The 20,540-nt window shown below is 50.5% G+C and carries 17 protein-coding genes; 8 read left to right on the forward strand and 9 right to left on the reverse strand.

What is annotated here, in order from left to right:
• Window positions 1-24: 24 nt before the first annotated feature.
• Both AC5SV9_RS08960 and AC5SV9_RS08965 read right to left on the reverse strand, forming a co-directional pair.
• Window positions 25-219 (reverse strand): hypothetical protein, encoded by a 195-nt coding sequence (locus tag AC5SV9_RS08960; RefSeq protein ID WP_134052878.1) that lies wholly within the window; start codon window positions 217-219, stop codon window positions 25-27.
• A gap of 106 nt (window positions 220-325) precedes the next feature.
• Complete coding sequence (locus tag AC5SV9_RS08965) at window positions 326-1,828, reverse strand: YifB family Mg chelatase-like AAA ATPase (protein WP_475148227.1); 1,503 nt, start codon at window positions 1,826-1,828, stop codon at window positions 326-328.
• Window positions 1,829-2,018: 190 nt separating this feature from the next.
• On the opposite strand from AC5SV9_RS08965, the gene AC5SV9_RS08970 reads away from it, so the two are divergent.
• Genes AC5SV9_RS08970 through AC5SV9_RS08980 form a run of 3 tightly spaced genes read left to right on the forward strand, consistent with a single transcriptional unit; the run spans window position 2,019 to window position 6,777 of the window.
• Window positions 2,019-4,313: an efflux RND transporter permease subunit gene (locus AC5SV9_RS08970; RefSeq protein WP_475148230.1), complete on the forward strand. Its 2,295-nt coding sequence runs from the start codon at window positions 2,019-2,021 to the stop codon at window positions 4,311-4,313.
• Window positions 4,306-5,097, forward strand: coding sequence for an outer membrane lipoprotein-sorting protein (locus tag AC5SV9_RS08975; protein ID WP_475148232.1), 792 nt, complete (start codon window positions 4,306-4,308; stop codon window positions 5,095-5,097). The genes AC5SV9_RS08970 and AC5SV9_RS08975 overlap by 8 nt, the downstream gene beginning before the upstream one ends.
• An 18-nt stretch (window positions 5,098-5,115) precedes the next feature.
• The gene (locus AC5SV9_RS08980; RefSeq protein ID WP_475148234.1) at window positions 5,116-6,777 is read left to right on the forward strand and encodes a FimV/HubP family polar landmark protein; all 1,662 of its coding nucleotides are present in this window, start codon (window positions 5,116-5,118) and stop codon (window positions 6,775-6,777) included.
• A 9-nt stretch (window positions 6,778-6,786) separates the two neighbouring features.
• Here AC5SV9_RS08980 and AC5SV9_RS08985 read toward each other — a convergent pair whose 3' ends face one another.
• Window positions 6,787-7,341 carry an SRPBCC family protein gene (locus tag AC5SV9_RS08985; protein WP_475148236.1) on the reverse strand — a complete coding sequence of 185 codons (555 nt, stop codon included), beginning with the start codon at window positions 7,339-7,341 and terminating at the stop codon, window positions 6,787-6,789.
• A gap of 333 nt (window positions 7,342-7,674) precedes the next feature.
• Between AC5SV9_RS08985 and AC5SV9_RS08990 the strand changes: the two genes are divergently transcribed.
• Window positions 7,675-8,427, forward strand: a complete 753-nt coding sequence (locus tag AC5SV9_RS08990; protein WP_475148239.1) for a DUF4097 family beta strand repeat-containing protein — start codon at window positions 7,675-7,677, stop codon at window positions 8,425-8,427.
• A 91-nt stretch (window positions 8,428-8,518) separates the two neighbouring features.
• Complete coding sequence (locus AC5SV9_RS08995) at window positions 8,519-11,722, forward strand: DEAD/DEAH box helicase (protein ID WP_475148241.1); 3,204 nt, start codon at window positions 8,519-8,521, stop codon at window positions 11,720-11,722.
• Window positions 11,723-11,728: 6 nt separating this feature from the next.
• Here AC5SV9_RS08995 and AC5SV9_RS09000 read toward each other — a convergent pair whose 3' ends face one another.
• The gene (locus AC5SV9_RS09000; RefSeq protein WP_475148243.1) at window positions 11,729-13,153 is read right to left on the reverse strand and encodes an alpha-amylase family protein; all 1,425 of its coding nucleotides are present in this window, start codon (window positions 13,151-13,153) and stop codon (window positions 11,729-11,731) included.
• A 227-nt stretch (window positions 13,154-13,380) separates the two neighbouring features.
• Here AC5SV9_RS09000 and AC5SV9_RS09005 point away from each other — a divergent pair, with 227 nt between their 5' ends.
• Window positions 13,381-13,920 (forward strand): Mpo1 family 2-hydroxy fatty acid dioxygenase, encoded by a 540-nt coding sequence (locus AC5SV9_RS09005; RefSeq protein WP_475148245.1) that lies wholly within the window; start codon window positions 13,381-13,383, stop codon window positions 13,918-13,920.
• 177 nt (window positions 13,921-14,097) lie between these two features.
• Window positions 14,098-14,838, forward strand: coding sequence for an endonuclease (locus AC5SV9_RS09010; protein ID WP_475148247.1), 741 nt, complete (start codon window positions 14,098-14,100; stop codon window positions 14,836-14,838).
• Between the two features lie 30 nt (window positions 14,839-14,868).
• Here the strand turns inward: AC5SV9_RS09010 and AC5SV9_RS09015 are convergent, their stop codons facing one another.
• The 4 genes from AC5SV9_RS09015 to AC5SV9_RS09030 all read right to left on the reverse strand — a co-directional run bounded on the left by AC5SV9_RS09015 (window position 14,869) and on the right by AC5SV9_RS09030 (window position 17,880).
• Complete coding sequence (locus tag AC5SV9_RS09015; protein ID WP_475148249.1) at window positions 14,869-15,369, reverse strand: pyridoxamine 5'-phosphate oxidase family protein; 501 nt, start codon at window positions 15,367-15,369, stop codon at window positions 14,869-14,871.
• 277 nt (window positions 15,370-15,646) lie between these two features.
• A complete protein-coding gene (locus AC5SV9_RS09020) occupies window positions 15,647-16,015 on the reverse strand; it encodes a hypothetical protein (RefSeq protein ID WP_475148252.1) in 369 nt (122 codons plus the stop codon).
• Entirely contained in the window at window positions 16,012-16,923 is a 912-nt protein-coding gene (locus tag AC5SV9_RS09025; protein ID WP_475148253.1) for a sigma-70 family RNA polymerase sigma factor, read from the reverse strand. Before AC5SV9_RS09025 ends, AC5SV9_RS09020 begins: the two co-directional genes overlap by 4 nt.
• 138 nt (window positions 16,924-17,061) lie before the next feature.
• On the reverse strand, window positions 17,062-17,880 hold the full coding sequence (locus tag AC5SV9_RS09030) for a polysaccharide deacetylase family protein (RefSeq protein ID WP_475148254.1): 819 nt from the start codon (window positions 17,878-17,880) through the stop codon (window positions 17,062-17,064).
• Between the two features lie 126 nt (window positions 17,881-18,006).
• On the opposite strand from AC5SV9_RS09030, the gene AC5SV9_RS09035 reads away from it, so the two are divergent.
• Entirely contained in the window at window positions 18,007-18,741 is a 735-nt protein-coding gene (locus tag AC5SV9_RS09035; RefSeq protein WP_475148257.1) for a dienelactone hydrolase family protein, read from the forward strand.
• 30 nt (window positions 18,742-18,771) lie between these two features.
• Here AC5SV9_RS09035 and AC5SV9_RS09040 read toward each other — a convergent pair whose 3' ends face one another.
• A complete protein-coding gene (locus AC5SV9_RS09040; RefSeq protein ID WP_475148258.1) occupies window positions 18,772-20,400 on the reverse strand; it encodes an amidohydrolase family protein in 1,629 nt (542 codons plus the stop codon).
• Window positions 20,401-20,540: the final 140 nt, after the last annotated feature.

A 20,540-nucleotide genomic window follows, 5' to 3' on the forward strand; every position in this document is an offset into this window, starting at 1 on the left:
GGGAAAAGACAAAAGCCCTGCTGGTTAATCCTGCAGGGCTTTTTCATATTCAAGGCTGAACTGGTCAAACTCTGATGCCGACATACTCAGCACTATATCTGTAGCTGAAAAATACAGCTCACCCAGGTTCTCAAAATAGATTGGCTGACCATACTGCTGTGGTGATAAACGCCGTTTAGTTTCGGTATTGCATAACTGCCCGTTTTCACTAACCCACATCTTTCTTTCCTTAGATAAAATGTACACAGAGAATAAACAACGTCATTTTACCTATTTATGTTACTTTGTAAACAATATGAAAAAACTCAGAATAAAATAGTCGCATTCAATTTTTCAGATAACTTATCAACCGCTCTAATGCCCGATAACTTAGTGCCTCCATTAAATGTGCCCGGCTAATCTGCTGTTGTTGTTGTAGATCTGCAATACTACGCGCCACTTTAATAATCTTATGATAAGTACGGGCCGATAATTTAAACCGGTGAATCGTATCTTCAAGAAAGCGGGCATCAGCATGTTGTAGCGGGCAAAAATCTGCAATTTCACTACCACTTAGTCTGGCATTGGCTTTCCCCTGGCGCGCCAATTGTAACTGCCGTGCTGCCAGTACCCGCTCCCGCACACTGGCACTGCTCTCTTCCTGCGTATGCTGACTCAACATACCCTTGGGTAACAGCGGCACTTCTATCTGTAGTTCAATACGGTCAATAAAAGGGCCGGACAGGCGGTTTAAATAACGCATTACCTGTTCAGGCGTAGCGCGGCCATCCTGATGATGTCCGGTCGGGCTTGGGTTTAACGCCGCTACCAGCTGAAATTGCGCCGGAAATTCAGCCTGTCGTGCCGCCCGGCTGATATGCACAACACCGGTTTCCAGTGGCTCGCGCAATACATCCAGCACTTTGCGTGGAAACTCCGGCAATTCATCTAAAAACAAAATACCGTGGTGGGACAGCGATATTTCTCCCGGACGCGGCACCGAACCACCGCCGACCAATGCTACGGCTGAACTGGTATGGTGCGGGCTGCGAAACGGCCTTTGCTGCCAGTCGGTTAAGTTACGCTGCAAACCGGCAATAGAATATATAGCTGCGGTAGCTAACGCTTCCTGCTCTGTCAGCGGCGGCATAATTCCCGGCAGACGCTGCGCCAGCATCGATTTACCAGTGCCTGCCGGACCCAGCATCAGCAAATTATGTTCACCTGCTGCCGCTATCTCCAGCACCCGCTTGGCATGAGCCTGACCTTTCACATCTGCTAAATCCGGCTGCGAAGTTACCACCTTGGCCGGCAACGCCGGAATAGCCGGTAATGCCTGCTGTGCCAGTAAAAAACTGTGTACCTGCAATAAGTGCTCTGCGCCATGTACGGCCACTTTTGGCACTTGCTGGGCCTGCTGCGCATTTAACATCGGTAGCACCACTTCACGGCCTGCATCACGGCAGGCGATAGCAACCGGGATCTCACCCACTATCGGCCGGATTTCGCCTGATAACGCCAGCTCGCCACAAAACTCATAGCCGAGCAGGCTTTTCTCCGCTAGCTGACCCGATGCTACAATAATGCCCAGCGCAATCGGCAAGTCGAAGCGGCCACCTTCTTTGGGCAAATCTGCCGGGGCTAAATTAACCGTGATTTTGCGGTCAGGGAAAGCAAAACCGCTGTTAACCATAGCACTGCGTACACGGTCACGTGATTCTTTGACAGAGGTTTCCGGCAGCCCAACCAGCTGAAAAGCCGGCAGACCATTACTGATATGTACTTCAACGGTAACCAGCGGCGCATCTAAACCATGACGGGCGCGGCTGAACACAACGGCCAATGACATCCTGTCTCCCTGGCAAAAACGGAAATAAAAGATAAATAATGTTTAGCATATTGTTAATATTAAACAAGGATAAATAATCTGTTTAGCTTAGAGCCCGATAGAGACTACACTGGGTAACACAGCATGGATGCGTACAATTATCAGCCCAAGCTGTTGGCCGGATTGACGAAACAGGTTTTTGGAGCAGCATATGAGGCAACGTTGGTTAAGCTGGGTTTTGGCGCATCCATGGCAGGTTCTGTTTGGTACTGCATTGCTGGTGATACTGATGAGTGCCGGTATCAGTAAGCTGGCTTTTCGCGGCGATTTCCGTATCTTTTTTTCAGAGCAAAACCCGCAATTGCAGGCATTCGAGCAAATGCAGGATGAGTTTAACAAAACCGATAATATTTTAATTGGTGTAGCCCCCGCTGACGGCACCGTATTCAGCGCAGATATGCTGACGCTGCTCAAACAGATGACCGACGCCGCCTGGCAAACACCGTATTCTATCAGAGTAGACTCAATCACTAACTTCCAGCACACCGAAGCGGATGCTGACGATTTACTGGTTGAAGACCTGCTGCTGGATACATCGCAGCTAACCCCCGGGAAAATTGCCAAAATTGAACGTATCGCACTGAGCGAACCCGCTCTGGTTAACCGCCTGGTGGCCAAAGACGGCGCAGTAGCAGCAATTAATATTACCGTACAACTGCCTGAGCAGGACAAAAACAAAGAAGTGTTTGATGCCTATGAGTCTGCCCGCCAATTAACATTGCAATTTAAGCAGCAGTACCCGCAGACGGAGTTTCATCTGGCGGGTGTGATAGCGATGAATCATGCACTGGCATATGAAGCCGAGCATGATGCCAGAACACTGATCCCCTTTATGTTTGTAGCCATAGTGCTAATGCTGGCACTGCTGTTGCGCTCGGTTTCGGGCGCAGCAGCAACTATTGTTATTATTGCAATCACTATTAGCTGCACATTGGGTCTGGCCGGCTGGGCAGGTATATTTTTAAGCACCGCTACCGTGAATGTGCCAACCATACTGATGACGCTGGCGGTGGCTGATTGTGTGCATATTATTGCCTCGATGCAGTTTGCACTGACACAAGGTGAGCAAAAAGCTGCCGCCATTCAATATAGTATGCAACGTAATCTGGTACCGGTGTTTATTACCAGCTCAACCACTGCAATTGGCTTTTTAACGTTAAATTTCTCTGAAGTGCCAATATTGGCAGACCTTGGCAATATGAGCGCCGTCGGCGTGATGCTGGCGTGCCTGTTCAGCCTGGTGGTGCTGCCTGCACTACTGCAGTTATTGCCGCTTAAAGCCGGTAAGCAACAGCAGCAAAAAGACAAGGTGATGGACGCACTGGCTGGCTTTATCATTCGCCGGCATAATCTACTGCTGCCTGCCATGCTGATATTAATGCTCGGGTTCTCTGCTCTTATTCCACTGAATAAAATAAACGACGAAGCAGTTAAATACTTCGCGCCTGAGACCCAGTTTCGTCAGTCGATGGATTTTCTGGATCAGCATATAAGCGCGTCTGCCTCTGTCGATTTTGCCCTGCACAGCGGTGAAAGTAGCGGCGTTAACCAGCCGGAATTTATTGCCGCCGTAGAACAGTTCAGCAACTGGCTTAAGCAGCAACCAGATGTTATTCATGTCAATACAGTCAGCGACACCTTTAAACGGCTGAACCAGAATATGCACGGCGACGATCCGGCGTACTACAAGCTGCCCGCTCAGCAAGACGAAGCCGCGCAATATTTGCTGATGTACGAAATGTCGCTGCCTTACGGGCTGGATTTGAATAATCAGCTCAATCTGGATAAAAGCGCCACCCGTATTACCGCTTCGCTGAAGAATATGGGCAGTAAAGAAATTACCCAGTTTGAGCAAAGTGCACTGGCCTATCTCGCCAACCATTATCCACAATACCAGGCCAGCGCAGCCAGCACCGCGCTGATGTTTGGTTATATCGGCGAGCGCAATATGGCATCGATGCTAAAAACGCTGCCGCTGGCACTGGTGCTGATTTCATTGCTGCTGATTTTCAGCCTGCGTTCCTGGCGTATGGGGCTTATCAGCCTGCTACCTAATATCGCTCCGGCGGCTATCGGCTTTGGGATCTGGGGCTGGTACAGTGGCGAAATTAACCTTGGCCTGTCAGTGGTCGCCAGTCTGAGTCTGGGTATCATTGTTGATGACACCGTACATTTTCTGGCCAAATATCAGCATGCTCGCCAGGAAGGCCGGGATGCTGAAGCCGCAGTACGTTATGCTTTTAACAGTGTTGGCCGGGCGCTGTGGATCACCACAGCTGTGCTGGTAATAGGGTTTAGCGTACTGATGTTATCCAGCTTCCGGCTGAATTCTGACATGGGCCTGTTAACAGCTATTATTATTCTTACCGCGCTGGTGATTGATTTCCTGTTTCTGCCAGCCTTTTTACTGAAATTTGACACCAAGGAAAGCAAACGCCATGCGTAACTACTTACTTACCCCTCTGCTGATATCAGCTCTGGTCATACTGCTACAGCCATTGAGTCTGGCGGCGGACGAAGCCAAAGGTCTGCAGATAGCCAAAGAGCGCAAAAGCCGCGACATCGGTTGGGGCGACAGCGAAAGCCAAACCACTATGGTACTGCGTAATGCGGCCGGTGATGAAAGCCGCCGCGAAATGCGTACTGCGGCACTCGAGGTACAGGGCGATGGTGACAAAGGCCTCACCATATTTGATGAGCCGCGGGATGTACGTGGCACTGCCTTTCTAAACCATTCGCATCCAACCGCTGAAGATGATCAATGGTTGTACCTGCCGGCCGTTAAGCGGGTAAAACGTATAGCGTCGCGCAATAAATCCGGCCCCTTTATGGGCAGTGAGTTTGCTTATGAAGATTTAAGCTCATTTGAAATCGAAAAATACCGCTTCAATTATCTGCGTGACGAGCCATGCGGTGACGGCAACTGTTTTGTGCTGGCGCAGACACCGGCAGATGAGTTCTCGGGTTACAGTAAAAGCATTGCCTGGCTCAGCCAGCAACATTATCAGCCGGTAAAAGTTGAGTATTACGACCGTAAAAATACTTTGCTGAAAACCCTGACCCTGCAGGATTATCGCCAGTATCTGGACAAATACTGGCGGCCACATAAACTGAGCATGGTGAACCATCAAACCGGCAAAAGTACCGATTTGCTGATCCATAAAATTGAGTTTAACACCGGCCGTACCGCGGCAGACTTTGATACGAATGCGCTGCAACGGGTACGGTAGCAGCAGGATATGCCAGTAATGCACAGATTAATGCCCGGTTTTGCCCTGATGGCAGTACTGGTAACAGCTGCCCCGACACAAGCAGACAATATGGTGCTGGGCCCGGTGCAAAGCACTGATACTTTATGGAAACTGGCCACCCAGGCCAGACCTGACGAGGGTGTCGCTATGGTGCAGGTGGTTTATGCGCTGTGGCAGGCGAACCCTGACGCCTTTAGCGGCCAGAATATTAATATGCTGCGCGCCGGTGTACAGCTTAATGTACCGCCGCGCAGCGAGATGCTGGCGACCCCGGTTGCCAGAGCCAGACAATGGTACTATCAGGCTATTGCAGCTAAGCCCGGGCGTTTGGCGAAAGCGCCGCTGTCGCCAGCGAAGGAAAACACCATCGCTGCCAGTACGGCAACGATAAAAACGAATGCCAGTGTACATCAGCCAGGCCCCGCGGCACCGGTTGCAGCAGCGGCAACGCCAACAACACCATCACACACAGCGCAGCCCAGCAAACCGGCAACAAGTAAAGCGACAATGCCGGAAACAGCCGATGAAAGCTGGCTGCAACAGTTCAGCCGCGATTACACCCTGTCACTACAGCAACGTTATTATCCGCAGCAAGGCGAACAAGGCCAGGCAAAGTCTCACAGCAGCGTCGCCTTCAGTGCAGAATGGGTATGGCAGAGCGATGATCGCAATCATCAGTTAGCGTTTGAGCCTTATTTACGCTTTGACCAACGCGACAACGAACGAAACTTGGTAGATTTGCGCCAGGCTTACTGGCAATACGCCGGCGAGGGCTTTGATGTCAAAGCAGGGGTTGATATTGTCTTTTGGGGAGTGACAGAGTCGCAGCACCTGGTCGATGTCATTAACCAGACCGATTTAGTCGCCCATATCGACGGTGAAACCAAGCTCGGCCAGCCGATGTTAAACTGGAACCTGTATGGTGCAGGCGGCACGCTGTCGATGTACCTGCTTCCGTATTTCCGTGAACGCACTCTGGCTGGCGCCGAAGGCCGGTTACGACCACCTTTACCGGTCGATACTGATCAGCCGCTGTATGAATCAGATCAGCAAGAAAACAACCTTGATTTCGCCCTGCGCTGGAGCCGACAGTTTGACGCACTGGATCTGGCGTTAAGTTATTTTGAAGGTAATAGCCGCGAGCCAATCCTTGTACCGGGCCCAAACAATGTCTTGCAGCCACTTTACCTGCAAATGCAGCAGTTGGGCCTGGAAGCGCAGCTGATTAGCGGCAGTTGGATCTGGAAGCTGGAAAGTATTTATCGTAAAACCCGGCAGCAAGATTTTGTTGCGGCTACAGCTGGCTTTGAATATACCCAGGTTGGCCTGTTTGATAGTGACTGGGATTTGGGCTGGCTTGCTGAATATCAATACGATAGCAGGGATGAACAAGCATCACAGCCCGGGCAGAACGATATATTTATCGGCACCCGCTTTGTCGCCAATGATGCTGCAGGCAGCGAGATATTGCTGGGTTTGATACAGGATCTGGACAATAGCGACAGCCGCAGCGGTAAAATTGAAGCCTCGATGCGGCTATCGAATAACCTGCGGCTGCGGCTCGATGCCTGGTTTTTCCAGAGCGACACAGGGTGGGACCCGCTGTTTTACCTTCGCCGTGATGACTACCTGCAGCTTAGCCTGGACTATTATTTCTAAGGCCGCTGATTATCTGTCACCCTGCGCCGGCGGCGCTTCGAGGATCAGTTTCAGGTTATCCAGCCCCCGCTGTAAATCTGCGGCTATGATGGTTTCAACATCCATCAGCAGCAACATCAGGTTCATCGGATAAGGCATATGACCAGCAAAGCCCCAGCTAACCCGGGTTTGCGCTGGCGCTATGATTTCAGTTGTCATGTAGGCCGGCGAAACAGACTCAAACGGCTGATAAAAGCGCAACTCGAAATCTATCCGCTGGCCTTCCTGAATCGCTTTAATTTCCTGCTCACCGCTACCGACATCCGGGTTGTCACTTTGCCAGGCGGAAACAAAACCAACGGTACCGTCAACACCGCGGTAAGACTTCTGCATATTCGGATCCATAGCCGCCCAAACACTGAAATTATCCTGATTACCAAGAAAGCGGATATAGTCGAACACCACCTGAGCCGGCTGTTGAATCACCACCTGCGTTTCTACTTTATAGTCCTGCTTCACAAACAACGCGACAACCAGTGGTATCGCCAGCAGAACACCAAGCACCAGCAGTATTTTTTTTATCATTGTGCATTATCCTTATTGTTATCGCTGCCTTTACAAGGTCATCGGTACCATACAGCTCGCTACCAGCAAACTGCACCGCTGCATGGCACAAATTTCCGCTTAAACATAGCTGGCTTTTTGTTAACACTCCAGCTGACTGCGATATAGCCCAACCAGGCAGTGAAGATGGCCTAATTCACCAGATGTTAGTGTGAAAGGCTAACAGCAGCCCAGAGCAGTGGACACTAAGTTTATAAATAACAATAAGTTAAATTCAGGCACTGATTTTGCTAATGCTTTACTGTACCGACAACAACTTAGATTATTTCTGCACTAACTCAATAAGGAAGCAAAATGAAAACATCAGTTCTGACCATTGCCGCCGCCACCCTACTCAGCGGCTGTGTTATTTACGTTGGTAACGGCCATGCCGGCGATTTACAGCATGAAGAACGTACTCTGGCATTAGCGGCCACCGACCTTAAGCAACTGGTAGCCGATACCGGGGCTGGCAAACTCGATATTATTGGTGAAGAAGGCCGTAGCAACGTGGAAGTCGTGGCCAATATTTACTACTACGACGCTGAAGACGTTCGCCTGTCGCTGGTTGACAGTGGCAGTAATGCTAAGCTTGAAGCCGGTTTCGACAAGTCGTTCTATTCTGGCAACAGCCCTTATATCGACCTGACGGTAAAAATACCGGCCCGCTTTAGCCTGAAACTGGATGACGGCTCAGGCGATACTGATATCCGTGGCCTGAAGGGCGATTTGTATATTGACGACGGCTCCGGTGATTTACAGATCCAGGGTGGCGCCAATGCCGAAGTTGACGATGGCTCGGGCAATCTGAGTATCCACCAGCTCAGCGGTAAACTGCGCGTAGAAGACGGCTCTGGCGATTTGCATATCAGTGATGTAGCCGGTGATGTCAGTATTGATGATGGCTCAGGCGATTTGACTGTCAAGAATATCGGCGGCACGGTAACGGTAGATGATGGCTCTGGCGATATACTGGTTGACGGCGCTGCTGGCCTGACTGTTGTTAACAGTGGTTCGGGCGGGTTAAAAATAAATGCGATTAACGGACCGGTAAAAATTAACGATTAACCACATAAATTTGTTTTATTTTATGCTGCCGCATTTGGCTTCGGGCAAAACTGCGGTAGCATTACGCCTTTGTGCTTAGCATTCAGGCGTTATGACAACCGACACAGCTTTTCCTCTTAGCCAACAGCAACTGGAACAATGGTTTGACGCGGTGACGTTTCACCGGGCTCAGGCTTACCTGCAAGCGGGCAAAGTGGTTAAGCTGGAGTACAAAAGTGATTTGTCTGACATCAGCGCCCAGGTTTGGGGTGCGGCCTTCACACCGTACCGACAGTTTATCAATCTTAAAAACACCAGTGACGGCTGGCAGCTACAAAACCGCTGCACCTGCCCGGTGGGTGCCAACTGTAAACATGTGCTGGCAGTACTGCTGCGCCTGCAGCGAGATTACCAGCAAGACAAACTAAAACTGGAACAACAGCCGGTACGGCAACTGAATCAGTGGTTTGAGCAGGTAGAGCAGTCGTTAGCCCCAGCCGAAGATGACAAAGATATAGTGCTGTATCTGTTGTCTTATGGTCAGGCCGGGTTGCAGCTAAGCCCACGGCGGGTTCGGGAGAGTAAAAAAGGCGGTTATACCAAAGGCGTTGCCATTGGTAAGTATGATTTAGTCGCACCCGCAATACCGCACTGGATAGAGCAACACGATTACCGTTTACTCAGTTATTTCCGTGCCCAGAGCCTGCGTGACTTACCGCTGCTCGAAGGTGACTGGGGCTATCAGTTGCTGCAGCAGTTACTTAGCAGTGGCCGCTGTTTCTTCTCTGAAGCACGTTACCCGGTAGCGCAGGGGCCTAAACGGCCACTGCAGTTTATCTGGCAAAATACGGCCGCAGGGCAGCAACTGAACTGGCAACTTGACGATGCTGATCGCGATTTTGAACTGGTATACACAGACCCACCCTGTTATCTGGATACCAGCTACTACCAGATTGGCGAGCTGGACACCCGGCTTAGCAGCGAGCAGCTGAAATTGCTCAATAAAATGCCGCCGATACCTCAGCAGGCCTTACTGCCCAGCATCAGCCGCCTGCAGCAACTGTTCAACCAGACCAGCCTGCCAGTCCCTTCTGCTGAAGGTTTAAAGCAGGTAAAAAGCCGCCCTCGTCCGGTGCTGCAACTAAAAATGCTGCCCCACAAGGCAAAAGGCCGCAGCGAACCCACCGCAGTATTGCAGTTTCAGTATGCCGGTTATCTGCTGCCACTGGATTTAAATCAGGCACAAACGGAACTGGAACAGGACGGTGTGACGGTTTTTGTGAAACGGGATCGCAGTACAGAAATTGCGGCGCTGGAGCAGTTAGTCGAGCTTGAACTGCAACAACTGCCCGCTTTACCACCACCTTATAGTGAACACAGCGCTTTTGGTGTCGGTGACGGGCCGGACAACCCTTTGTTGTGGCAACCCTTGCTGGATGCCTTACCACAACTGGAGCAACAAGGCTGGCATATTGCCCGCGATGAAAACTTTAATCTGGATATCTTAACCGGTGATCCGTACCTTGCCGTGCAGGACAATGCCGTGGGTGGCTTTGCGTTAGCGATTCAGGTCGACATTGACGGCACTCAGGTGCCCTTGCTGCCTCTTATCAGCCAGTGGCTGCGCCAGCACGGCCTGCCCGACGCCAATAAGCCCATTTGGCTTTCGCTGCCACAGGGTAAGCTGGCATTGCCGGTCGCACTTATCCAGCCATTTATTGATACCATTATTGAGCTGTTAAACCCAAACAAGCCGCAGTTCAGCCTGGACTTACCTGCTTACAAGGCCGCCCTGCTGCCCCCGGAGAGCGCAAAAGACATTCAGTTTTTAAATGCGCAGCGCGCACAGCGTTTAAGCAGCTTATTGCATAACTTTACTGGCATCCCCCCTTGTCAGGTACCACAGGGCTTGCAGGCGTCGCTGCGTGATTACCAGTTACAGGGCTTAAGCTGGCTGAACTTCTTACGCGAATTTGGCCTCGGCGGTATTTTGGCTGACGACATGGGCCTGGGTAAAACCCTGCAAACGTTAAGCCTGCTGTTAAGCATAAAACAGCGTGGCGAGCTGACCCAGCCGGCGCTGATTGTCTGCCCGACCAGTTTACTGGGTAACTGGCTGGCAGAGGCCGCACGCTTTACACCGCAGCTCAGGGTGTTGCAGGTACATGGCAATAAACGCCAACCGTTGTTTAATGAACTTGCCGATTATGATGTGATCGTGACCAGCTATCCGCTGGTTGTGCGCGACCATAAATATTATCAGCAACAGCCGCTGTCTGCCGTGATCCTGGATGAAGCCCAGCATATTAAAAATGCCGGCAGCCAGGCCGCCAAAGCCGTGCGGCTGCTGAAAGCCGGTTTTAAACTGGCGCTATCCGGCACCCCACTGGAAAACCATTTAGGTGAGCTCAAATCTATCTTCGATTTTGTGTTGCCCGGGCTATTAGGTAACGATGCACACTTTAACCAGGTATACCGGAAACCAATTGAAAAACATGGTGATACCGAACGCGCACATGCGCTAAAAGCCCGTATCGCCCCTTTTATGCTGCGCCGTACAAAAGCTCAGGTTGCCAGTGAGTTACCGGAAAAAACCGAAATTGTGCAACTGCTGGAACTCGAAAGTGACCAGCGCAACCTGTACGAAAGTATCCGGTTAGTAATGGAAACCAAAGTACGGGAATTGTTTGTGCAAAAAGGCGTTGCAGCCAGCCAGATCCAGTTTCTTGATGCGTTACTGAAACTACGCCAGGCCTGCTGTGATGCCCGATTGGTGCCGGTAGAACACGCCCGCTCGGTTCAGAGCAACGCCAAACTGCAATGGCTGCGCGACACCCTGCCTGAAATGCTGGAAGAAGGCCGGAATATCCTGATTTTCAGCCAGTTCGCCAGCATGCTTACATTGATTGAAGATGAGCTGACTGCATTGGCTATCAGCTACAGCAAGCTGACCGGCCAGACCAAGCACCGTCAGCAGCAAATAGATGCCTTTCAGCAGGGTGATACCCGGGTATTTTTAATCAGTTTGAAAGCCGGCGGCACCGGGTTAAACCTCACCGCTGCAGATACCGTTATCCACTACGACCCGTGGTGGAACCCGGCAGCCGAGGCACAGGCAACTGACCGCGCCCACCGTATAGGCCAGCAAAAAGCCGTGTTTGTTTATAAACTGATTGCCAGTAATACCGTTGAGCAAAAAGTGCAACTGTTGCAGCAACACAAGCGCCAGCTTGCCGACCAGCTGTTTGCCGGTGGCAAGGGCCAACCGTGGCAAGGCCAGGCTGAAGATTTACTGGCGCTGTTCAGCAGCGACTAACCTCTTTTAGTCGGCATACCACATTCTGGCCTGCCGTGCTGGCAGGCTGAAGTTAAAACTTCCACCACTGATATACACCAGATTACTACCGCTCAGAACATCGCGGTAGTTACGGTACCAATAAAAACGATTGTGGGTACTCACATTAAAGCTCTGGGTACTGCCGCACTTATTAATACCGACAATCCCCTCCTGACCACGGCGGAATAACACAGCACAGTCATTCCAGGCCAGCATTTCCATGCCTTGCCCTTGCATACGGTTATGAAAATTCAGCATTTTGCTAATATGGTCAGCTTTATAAGCATTGACCCAGCGATTATTGTCAGTGCCAGTGCTGTCGCTAAATACCAACGGCTTACCGCCATCACGACCCATGACATAGGCATAGGCCAGATACTCATCGGTTGGGTCCATGATCAGGTAACGAAAACCATCATTCGTCGGGATATCATGGGTAACGGTAAAGGTGACAGCGCGGCTATTTTGCAGCGCCTGGCCATAGGCTGCAGGGTCCACCAGTTGGCTTAAACTACCGCCAAAACTAAAAGCGGTCCTTATTGCGTTAAATAATGGGAAATCATAGGCTTTATGATCGGTATATTGCAGGTACGGCGCTAAAAAACTGTCGTACTCGTTGTTACCGGCACCACCGCTGGTAATAATTTCGCCAAACAGGTACATGCCGTTTTTAATGTCGCTGGTGAAAATTTCATTGATATGCCAAATCGTCATATGCTTGGCCGCATCGACCCTGAAACCCGTGACTCCCAGGTTTTTCAATGCCGTCAGGTAACTGCGCTGCTGCTGTACCACCCAGCTGTTCGGGTTTAAATCCGGCAAACCGGTATCACCACTACCGCCACATAAGCGGTAATTCTGCACCTGCCAAACGTCATTGTAATTGCTGATACAGTTTGCCGGGTTAAAGTCGGCGCTGCCAAACAGGCCCTGGGTTAAATTGCCAAATAAACGCTGATTATTCCAATAACTGCTGTTACTTCCATAACTGTTTACTGCGGCCTGACCGGGAAAGTCGGTTGCACCATTACGCTCATTAGCCATATGGTTTAATACGATATCGGCGTAAACATCTACTTTCCGCGCCGGATCAGTATCATTTAATGCATTGATCATATTTACAAAAGCCTGCTTGTTACCTTTGCAGTGGTCTATTACGCGCAGATCCTGCGGCTGATAACGCTGCCACCAGGCGCAGTTAGCGGCATTAGACTTCAGTGGTGGTGCTACCAACACCGCTTTATAACCGAGGTTTTTTATCTCAGTCGCTTTGGCGGCGACATCATCATAATGCCAGTCAAACGCATGTAAAATGGCATCGGCACTGGCGTTATTGCCAAATAACAGTGGGGCGACAGCTAACATCAGCCAGCGCAGCTGGCGTTTTACTAAAAAACTGATTACTTGCATTGGTCTATCCTTTATTTTCATTAGTTTATGCAAGCCATCCGTGAACCGACGTGTTGCTATCATTACTTAGCCGCACGGTGTTATTGACTACTGGCTCCGTTAACACCTGCTCAGCCTACGCCTTACCGGCGTTTATTTATTGCTTATATACGCCAAATTTACACTTTAGATACAATAGGAACAAAGTATCTCATTGACCCTGTGCCACAGTGGATTTAGGCTTAGTGATGACTTACTTAACTCCTTCGACAGCAGGTAAAGCAACGATGAAAAACCTGACCGAGCATTTAAGCCAGTACGCGCTATACCACCGTGATGAGCGCAATATACTGACCCATTACGCCGGCATTCCACTTATTATGGTGGCCGTATTTGCTTTATTGTACTGGCCGCTGTTTAGCCTGGCGGGCGTTGTTATTACGCCTGCGCTGCTGCTATTTATTGGTGGTATGGCGTTTTATCTGCGGCTGGACCTGCGTTTTGCGCTGATTATGTTTATCTTCAGCGGCATCAGTTTTCTGCTGGCTGCACAGTTGGCCAGCCTGCCATTTGGTATCTGGCTGGCAAGCTCAGTTGGCCTGTTCGTGGTGGGTTGGGTACTGCAGTTTGTCGGCCATTACTATGAAGGCAAAAAACCGGCTTTTGTTGATGACCTGATCGGCTTGCTGGTTGGGCCCTTGTTTATCGTGGCAGAGCTCGGGTTTAAACTCGGTCTGCGCAAACCGCTGCAGCATGATATCGAGCAGGTTGCCGGCAAAACGCATTAAGTCAGCTAAAGTTCTGCCCAGTTTATTCAGCAGGTATATGCTCAGGAACAGGTTTACCCACGCTAACACGCCGTGAACCCATCCTTGGGGGCTCGTTTCCGCCCGTCCAGGGCTTCAACGGTCAGCTTAGGGTAACCCTGTTCCTTTTTAACATCTCACTGAAATAAGTAGTAGTGAATGAAATTTGTCGCGTTATTTAGCAGCTATTTGCTGCTGTTATGTTCTGTCTTTACCTTAGCCGCCCCCTCAAACTTTGATCAGGCCAAACGCTTAGCCCAACGTATTCATGCACCCGAAGCGACAAGCTTTTATTGCGATTGCGCTATTCGCTGGCAAGGCAAGAAAGGCATACCCGATTTAGCTGGCTGTGGCTATCAGGTGCGTAAAAACGGCCCGCGCGCTAATCGTGTGGAATGGGAGCATGTGATGCCGGCGCATCACTTTGGCCATCAGCGACAGTGCTGGCAAAACGGTGGCCGCAAAAATTGCGTAAAAACCGATAGCACTTTTCGTGCAATGGAAGCCGATTTATACAACCTTGTACCCGCTATTGGAGAGGTAAATGGCGATCGCAGTAATTACCGCTTTGGTGTTTTGCCATCCACGCCTTCACAGCACGGTGCCTGCCCGGTAAAGGTTGATTTTAAACAACAAGTGTTTGAACCCGCGCCAGCCGTGCGGGGTGATATCGCCCGCATTTACTTTTACATGGCCGATAAATATAACCTTAGCCTGTCGCGCGCTCAGCAACAGCTGTTTATCGCCTGGCACAAACAAGACCCGGTAACCGCGCAGGAACGCGACTTGAACACGCGCATCAGCCAGCATATGGGCCACAATAACCCTTTCGTCAGCGGCAAGCGCGAATGGACGTTAGATTACAAAGCGACGGGCTATGGCGTGGTTGTCAGCCAGTAAACTGGCTGACACTGATACATAACCGCCATACTATTGGTTAAGTTTTGAAGTACCAAATTTTTCGTGCTCGCCAAGCTCCGGTTGGTCACCGGTAAGCCTGGCCTTCATGGTTTTAATGCTGTTTACCATCTTGCTACTGCTGCTATCCCAATGTTCACCACGCTTAATTTTAATCTCAAGCATACCGACATTAGGAGACTCTTTGCCTTGCGGAAACCAGGCGGCGACAAAACTGTTCCAGTATTTATCAATCAGCTTTTTATCCCGAATGGCCCGGCCTGTGCCGGTCAGTGAGACATAAGTCTGGCTGTCAGGGTCTGCAAAACTCAAGCAAATGTCATGATCTTGCTCCAGTTCGAGTACCTTTTCTGACTCAAGGTCAGTGTAAAACCAAAGTGTGCCGTCGTATTCGTCCTGCACCAGTACCATAGGGCGGGCACGTAGTTCGCCGCCGTGATGCGTGGTTAACATACCGGTGTTGATTTTCTTGATCAGCTGCCAAATTTTTTGCTTATGCTCCGGACTGGACATAGTTCCTCCTCGTTGCCTGAGATCACATTAGTTTGTCAAAACCATAACAAGTAAAAATGCTGCTTATAAAGCATAGAGACCGAGGCCCAAGTACAAGTTCAGCTTAATTTTCAACAAATTTAAAATACTTGATTTACAAACAGCAGCGCGCCTGGACTGGATGTGATTTTAAAATTAAACGGGCGGCCTGAGGGCACTTTGCAGTCAGCACTAACAAGAGTAAAGATACATGCGTAGCATTTGCCAATTAGCAACCCGGTTTAAGCCATTTTGTGTGTTATAGCGGCTGTAAAACCACCCTGCCATAAGCGATAAAAGCGCAGACAGCTGCTACCACCAGCCAGTAGATAAGCGGGCTGTAGCTGCTGCCAACGGCATTAAGGTGCACGGCAGAGAGCATTAACATCTCTAAGGCGATACACACCGCAGCTACAGGAATCAATATCGCCAGCGGTTTGTAAAACACCGGTAATATAAGACATAGGCTGCACAGCAGCTCTATACCGCTCATTGTCAACCACAGGCTATTCGGGATCGCAGCTAACGACGGCATAGTGTGCTGGGCAGAATGTGAGAATTTCCACACTGCGCCGGCGGCAGTGTGCAGTGCAAGCAAGATTTGCATCAGCCATAGCAGGATATTCATGCTGTTACTCCGTTATTGGTATTAATCAACTGGATGTCAAAACTATCCAGCGCAGCTCTGTCCATCACTATATTCACGGTGGCAATTTTGCCGTCTGCAACGGTAAAGCAAAATGCCACCATCGCCTTACCGTTGACGCCCCAGGTACCACCCGCAAGGCCATTTATCATCGCCAACTGAGCACCAGCCGCCCGACCTTTAAAGGTTGCCGCCACCTTGTCAGCGCCCCTAATTTCAGCCGCAAACTCTGGTGCGCCTTTGGCTTTATTGGCGGTACTGATTTTAATCGCAGTAGCATCAGCGCGCAGCACTACGTCAGGATGCAGTAGCCGTAGCAGCGCATCAAAGTTACCTTCACGCGCAGCCAGCAAGAACGCAGCAACGATGCTTTGCTGCCGCGCTGTGTCTTGCTCTGCAGTGGTTGCTCCGCGAATACGGCGACGGGCCCTGCTGGCGTGTTGTCTGGCCGATGCTTCCGGCAGTTCGAGGATGGCGGCAATCTCAGCGAATGGCAGCTCAAACACATCATGTAGTACAAAGGCAACCCGTTCGGCCGGCGTCAGCATATCCAACAGTAACAGCAGCGCGGGCCCGATGAGATCCAACTGCAGCAACTCGGCTTCAACATTGTCTGCCGCGTCAGTGGCAATTTCAGCAACATTATCATCAATGGTGCCATGATTAGATTTTCGCGCGCGTAACATATCAAGACACACCCGCGCTACAACAGTAGTCAGCCAACCGGTAAGGTTTTCAATACTGGCCACTTCTACCCGATTAAGCCTGATCCAAGTTTCCTGTACCGCATCTTCAGCTTCGCTGCCCGAGCCAAGCATACGGTATGCGACCTTATGCAAATGCTGTCTTGATGCTTCAAACTGCTGTGTTAAATAATGCTGTTCTGTCATGCAAAGTCATATCCTGTCTGTTTACTCAGTGTCATTTTTTTACTTATCTATTGCTATGACGTAGCGCAATGTAAAAACGTGACAACATTTTCTATTTCAATAGTTAGATAGACTTAAAAATATGAATTATAAAGACAATTATTCTCCTACCACTCTACCCTTAGCCTGCTGCATTTTCACATAGCGCACAATATTGATAAAAGTATCTGTCCAGTAAATATCGCGATTCGCCGCCAGATAGGCCAGCAATTCCTCATGAGCCTGAGTAGATACACTCAGATGATCGCCACCTATGCCATGAAAAGTAAAATTGACCATGGTACCGCGCTGTGCCGCCTGTTTAACTAGATCTATCAGCTCTGCCCCGCTGCTCCCCACCGGTGCGACAACCGGCACTGCGTACACATCAAACAGCACCATATCGGCGACGATGCCACCAATCTTCGCTTTTATGCCAACAAAATCATTAACCAGCAGTGGCAGGTAAGGCTGGCCGCCTGCCAGCGCATCACCACAGGGAGCGGTAAAAGTACGCTCGGTTTCACCGTCAATAGCGAACAGCATGCTGTTACCCAAGCGAATTTGCTGAACCAACTGCTGCGCACTGAGTTTATCCAAATCATTTTCAGCCGCTACCCAATCACGGCCCGGTTTGCTGGCAGAGCATTGATGGAACAGCGTATGGTTACCCAGTTCATGCCCCTGTCTGGCGGCAGCGCGCCAGTCGCTCAAACGTGTTGTTAACAAAGGGCTGGCCAACTGCAGGTAAAAACTGGCTTTAAGCCCATGCGCATTCAACGCAGGCAAAGCGGTATCGAGCTGCGACGCTAAAGTATCATCGTACGCCAGGCTAACGGCCGCCTTTGCGCCATTTGGCCAGGCGAATCCGGCCTGAACGGTATTGATCGAACTGGCAATAACACTGCACAGCAGTGCATAAATAATCCTCTTCAACATAGGGTTCTCCGGTTAGCTGTTACTACCCTAAACCAGTGAAGCACTACAGTAAATGTCAGCGACACGCAGACAAGCCGGTTGCAATGCTCTACCATAGCCATCAAGACTGCTAGAACCGGATAGATTATGCAAATTACCTCTGAATGGCTGACACTTGATACCGCTACCGGCAGCATGCGCTGCCAGTTATTCCGCCCGCAACACAATAACAAACGCTACCCGGCCATACTGTTCTACTCAGAAATTTTTCAGATCACCGCGCCTATTGCCCGCGCGGCCGCAATGATGGCCGGCCAGGGCTTTCTGGTGCTGGTGCCGGAAGTATTCCATGAATTAAACGCCGCAGGCACCGTGCTGGCTTACGATGATGCAGGCAAAGACAAAGGTAATGCTGATAAATGGGCTAAACCTTTAAGTAGCTACGATAGCGACAATGCGGCCATGCTCAGCTACCTGCAAAAACGTAGTGACTTTAACGGCAAAACCGGTGCTATGGGTGTGTGTATTGGTGGCCATCTGGCATTTCGGGCGGCATTAAACCCGGCGGTAAATGCCGCATGTTGCCTGTACGCCACCGATTTACACAGCGACACCCTGCCTGTTGGCGGTGCGAAACAAACGCTGGACTGTGCCTCCGGGATACAAGCGGAACTGCTGATGATTTGGGGGAAGCAAGACCCTCATATCCCTGCAGAAGGCCGGGCTAAAGTGTATCAGGCACTGACGCAGGCTGGTTGTAACTTTAGCTGGCACGAAGTTAACGCCCAGCATGCGTTTATGCGTGATGAAGGTGAACGCTATGACCCGGCACTGGCACTCTGGGTGTACCAGCAAGCCCGGGAGTTATTTCAGCGCATGTAAGTTTAAGCAACTGACCAGGCCAGCTTGTTATTACAGGCTGGCGACGCACTCTATTTCTACCTTAGCGTTCAGCGCCAGCCCGCTGGCAGCAAAAGCGCTGCGTGCAGGCAATGGTGCCGTGAAATAGCCTTTGTAGATTTCGCTGACTTTGGCCCAGTCTTTAATATCAGCCAGCATCAGGGTGCACTTGGTAACATCTTTTGCCGTTAAATGATGCTGCTGCAGCACTGCCATAATGTTGTCCATAGCCTGCGTCATCTGGCTTGTGATGTCATTACCCGCCAGCGTCATAGTACCGGGGAAATTACCAATCTGCCCCGATAACCACAGCATACCGTCAGCCTCACGGGCGGCTGAGAATGGTAAGCGCTCGTCATCGCCGCGGTAAACGAAGCGGCCATTTTTAATCACATGCGCAATATCGGTGCTGCGACGAATATCGTCCAGCGGGTTAGTGTTTAATACCAATAAATTCGCTTTTTTACCTGCGTCAACCGTACCTACATCCTTATCAATGCCTATTGCTTTGGCACTATTAAGAGTGGCGGCTTGCAGCGCCTGCGCCGGCGTCAGACCGCCCAGCTCTGTCAGCAACTGTAACTCGTGATGCAACATCGGCAATGCCGCTGTATCATCAAACGCGTCAGTGCCTGCAGCCAAGGTAATACCGAACTCGCGCGCCAACTTGGTCAGAAAGACGCCATGCTGAAACATCACTTCACGGTTCGCCCCCTGGTGGCGGTGTTGTTCAAACACTGTCAGTGTCACATCAAGAATAGTATTGTGCTGCTTGATACTTTTGAGCAGTTCCGTGTAGCGTGCGGCGTCAAATGAAGCAGTTTTAACGGCATCATCTATTTCAGCATTTTTACGCCGCCAGGCTTTATAGTCGCCAATCACTTCAGCGGATAAATCCGGCACATGTGATATCACTTCAACACCGGCATCAACCACTGCGGAAGGTTTATCCGGCCCGATATAGGCATGAGACCATACTTTTAAGCCAGCCCGTTTGGCCGCTGCCGCAAGCTTTTTTACTGTGGCAGCAGGGACATCGGCATAGATTTTTATCCCCGACGCCCCACTGCCAAGGGTTCGCTGCATTAATGCATCTACATCAGTGTTTTCATCAACAGCTCGCATCCAGTCGGTCTCACCAGGCGTTTTGCCTTTTGCTGCCGCTGCGGTTCTTGGATCGCTGAAAAAGCTGTTGCCGCCCAGAATGACTGAATAATAAATATCCGGTGCCTGAATTAAATCCAGCTCAGCACTGCGTTTAAGCCCCGCCAACACACGCACATCACCGGCCATATCGCGCACAGAGGTGACACCGCCACGCAGCAGTTTTTGTAGGCGTTGATGTGTGATAACGGCATTGTTATAGCCTTCCGGCTCGGTGGCATGATGCACGTGCGCATCAATCAAGCCTGGCAGCACGTACTTGCCGGTCAAATCGACCTTTGTATAGTGTTTGGGAATAGCTTTACTGGCGGGTTGAATGGCTGCAATTCTGTCATCCTGTAGCAAAACTGTCTGATTGGACTTTACCGTCAGCCCCTCAACGTCTATCAGATTTACTCCGGTCAGAGCAATGCTCGCCGCAGCGGCTGGTAAACTGAGTATCGCAGCCATCATAAACAGCGGTGTAATTCTGCGCATTATGTCACCTCTTATTGTTGTTATTGTCTCCACTATATAACGTCGCTTGGTCAGAACGCAGTCATCTTAACGGGGAAATGCTGCATTCGGCCGTATGCGCTGCATGCCAGCCACAGCACTAAAGTACTAAACCGCTTTAA

It is taken from the genome of Rheinheimera sp. ATLC3 (genome assembly GCF_059429535.1).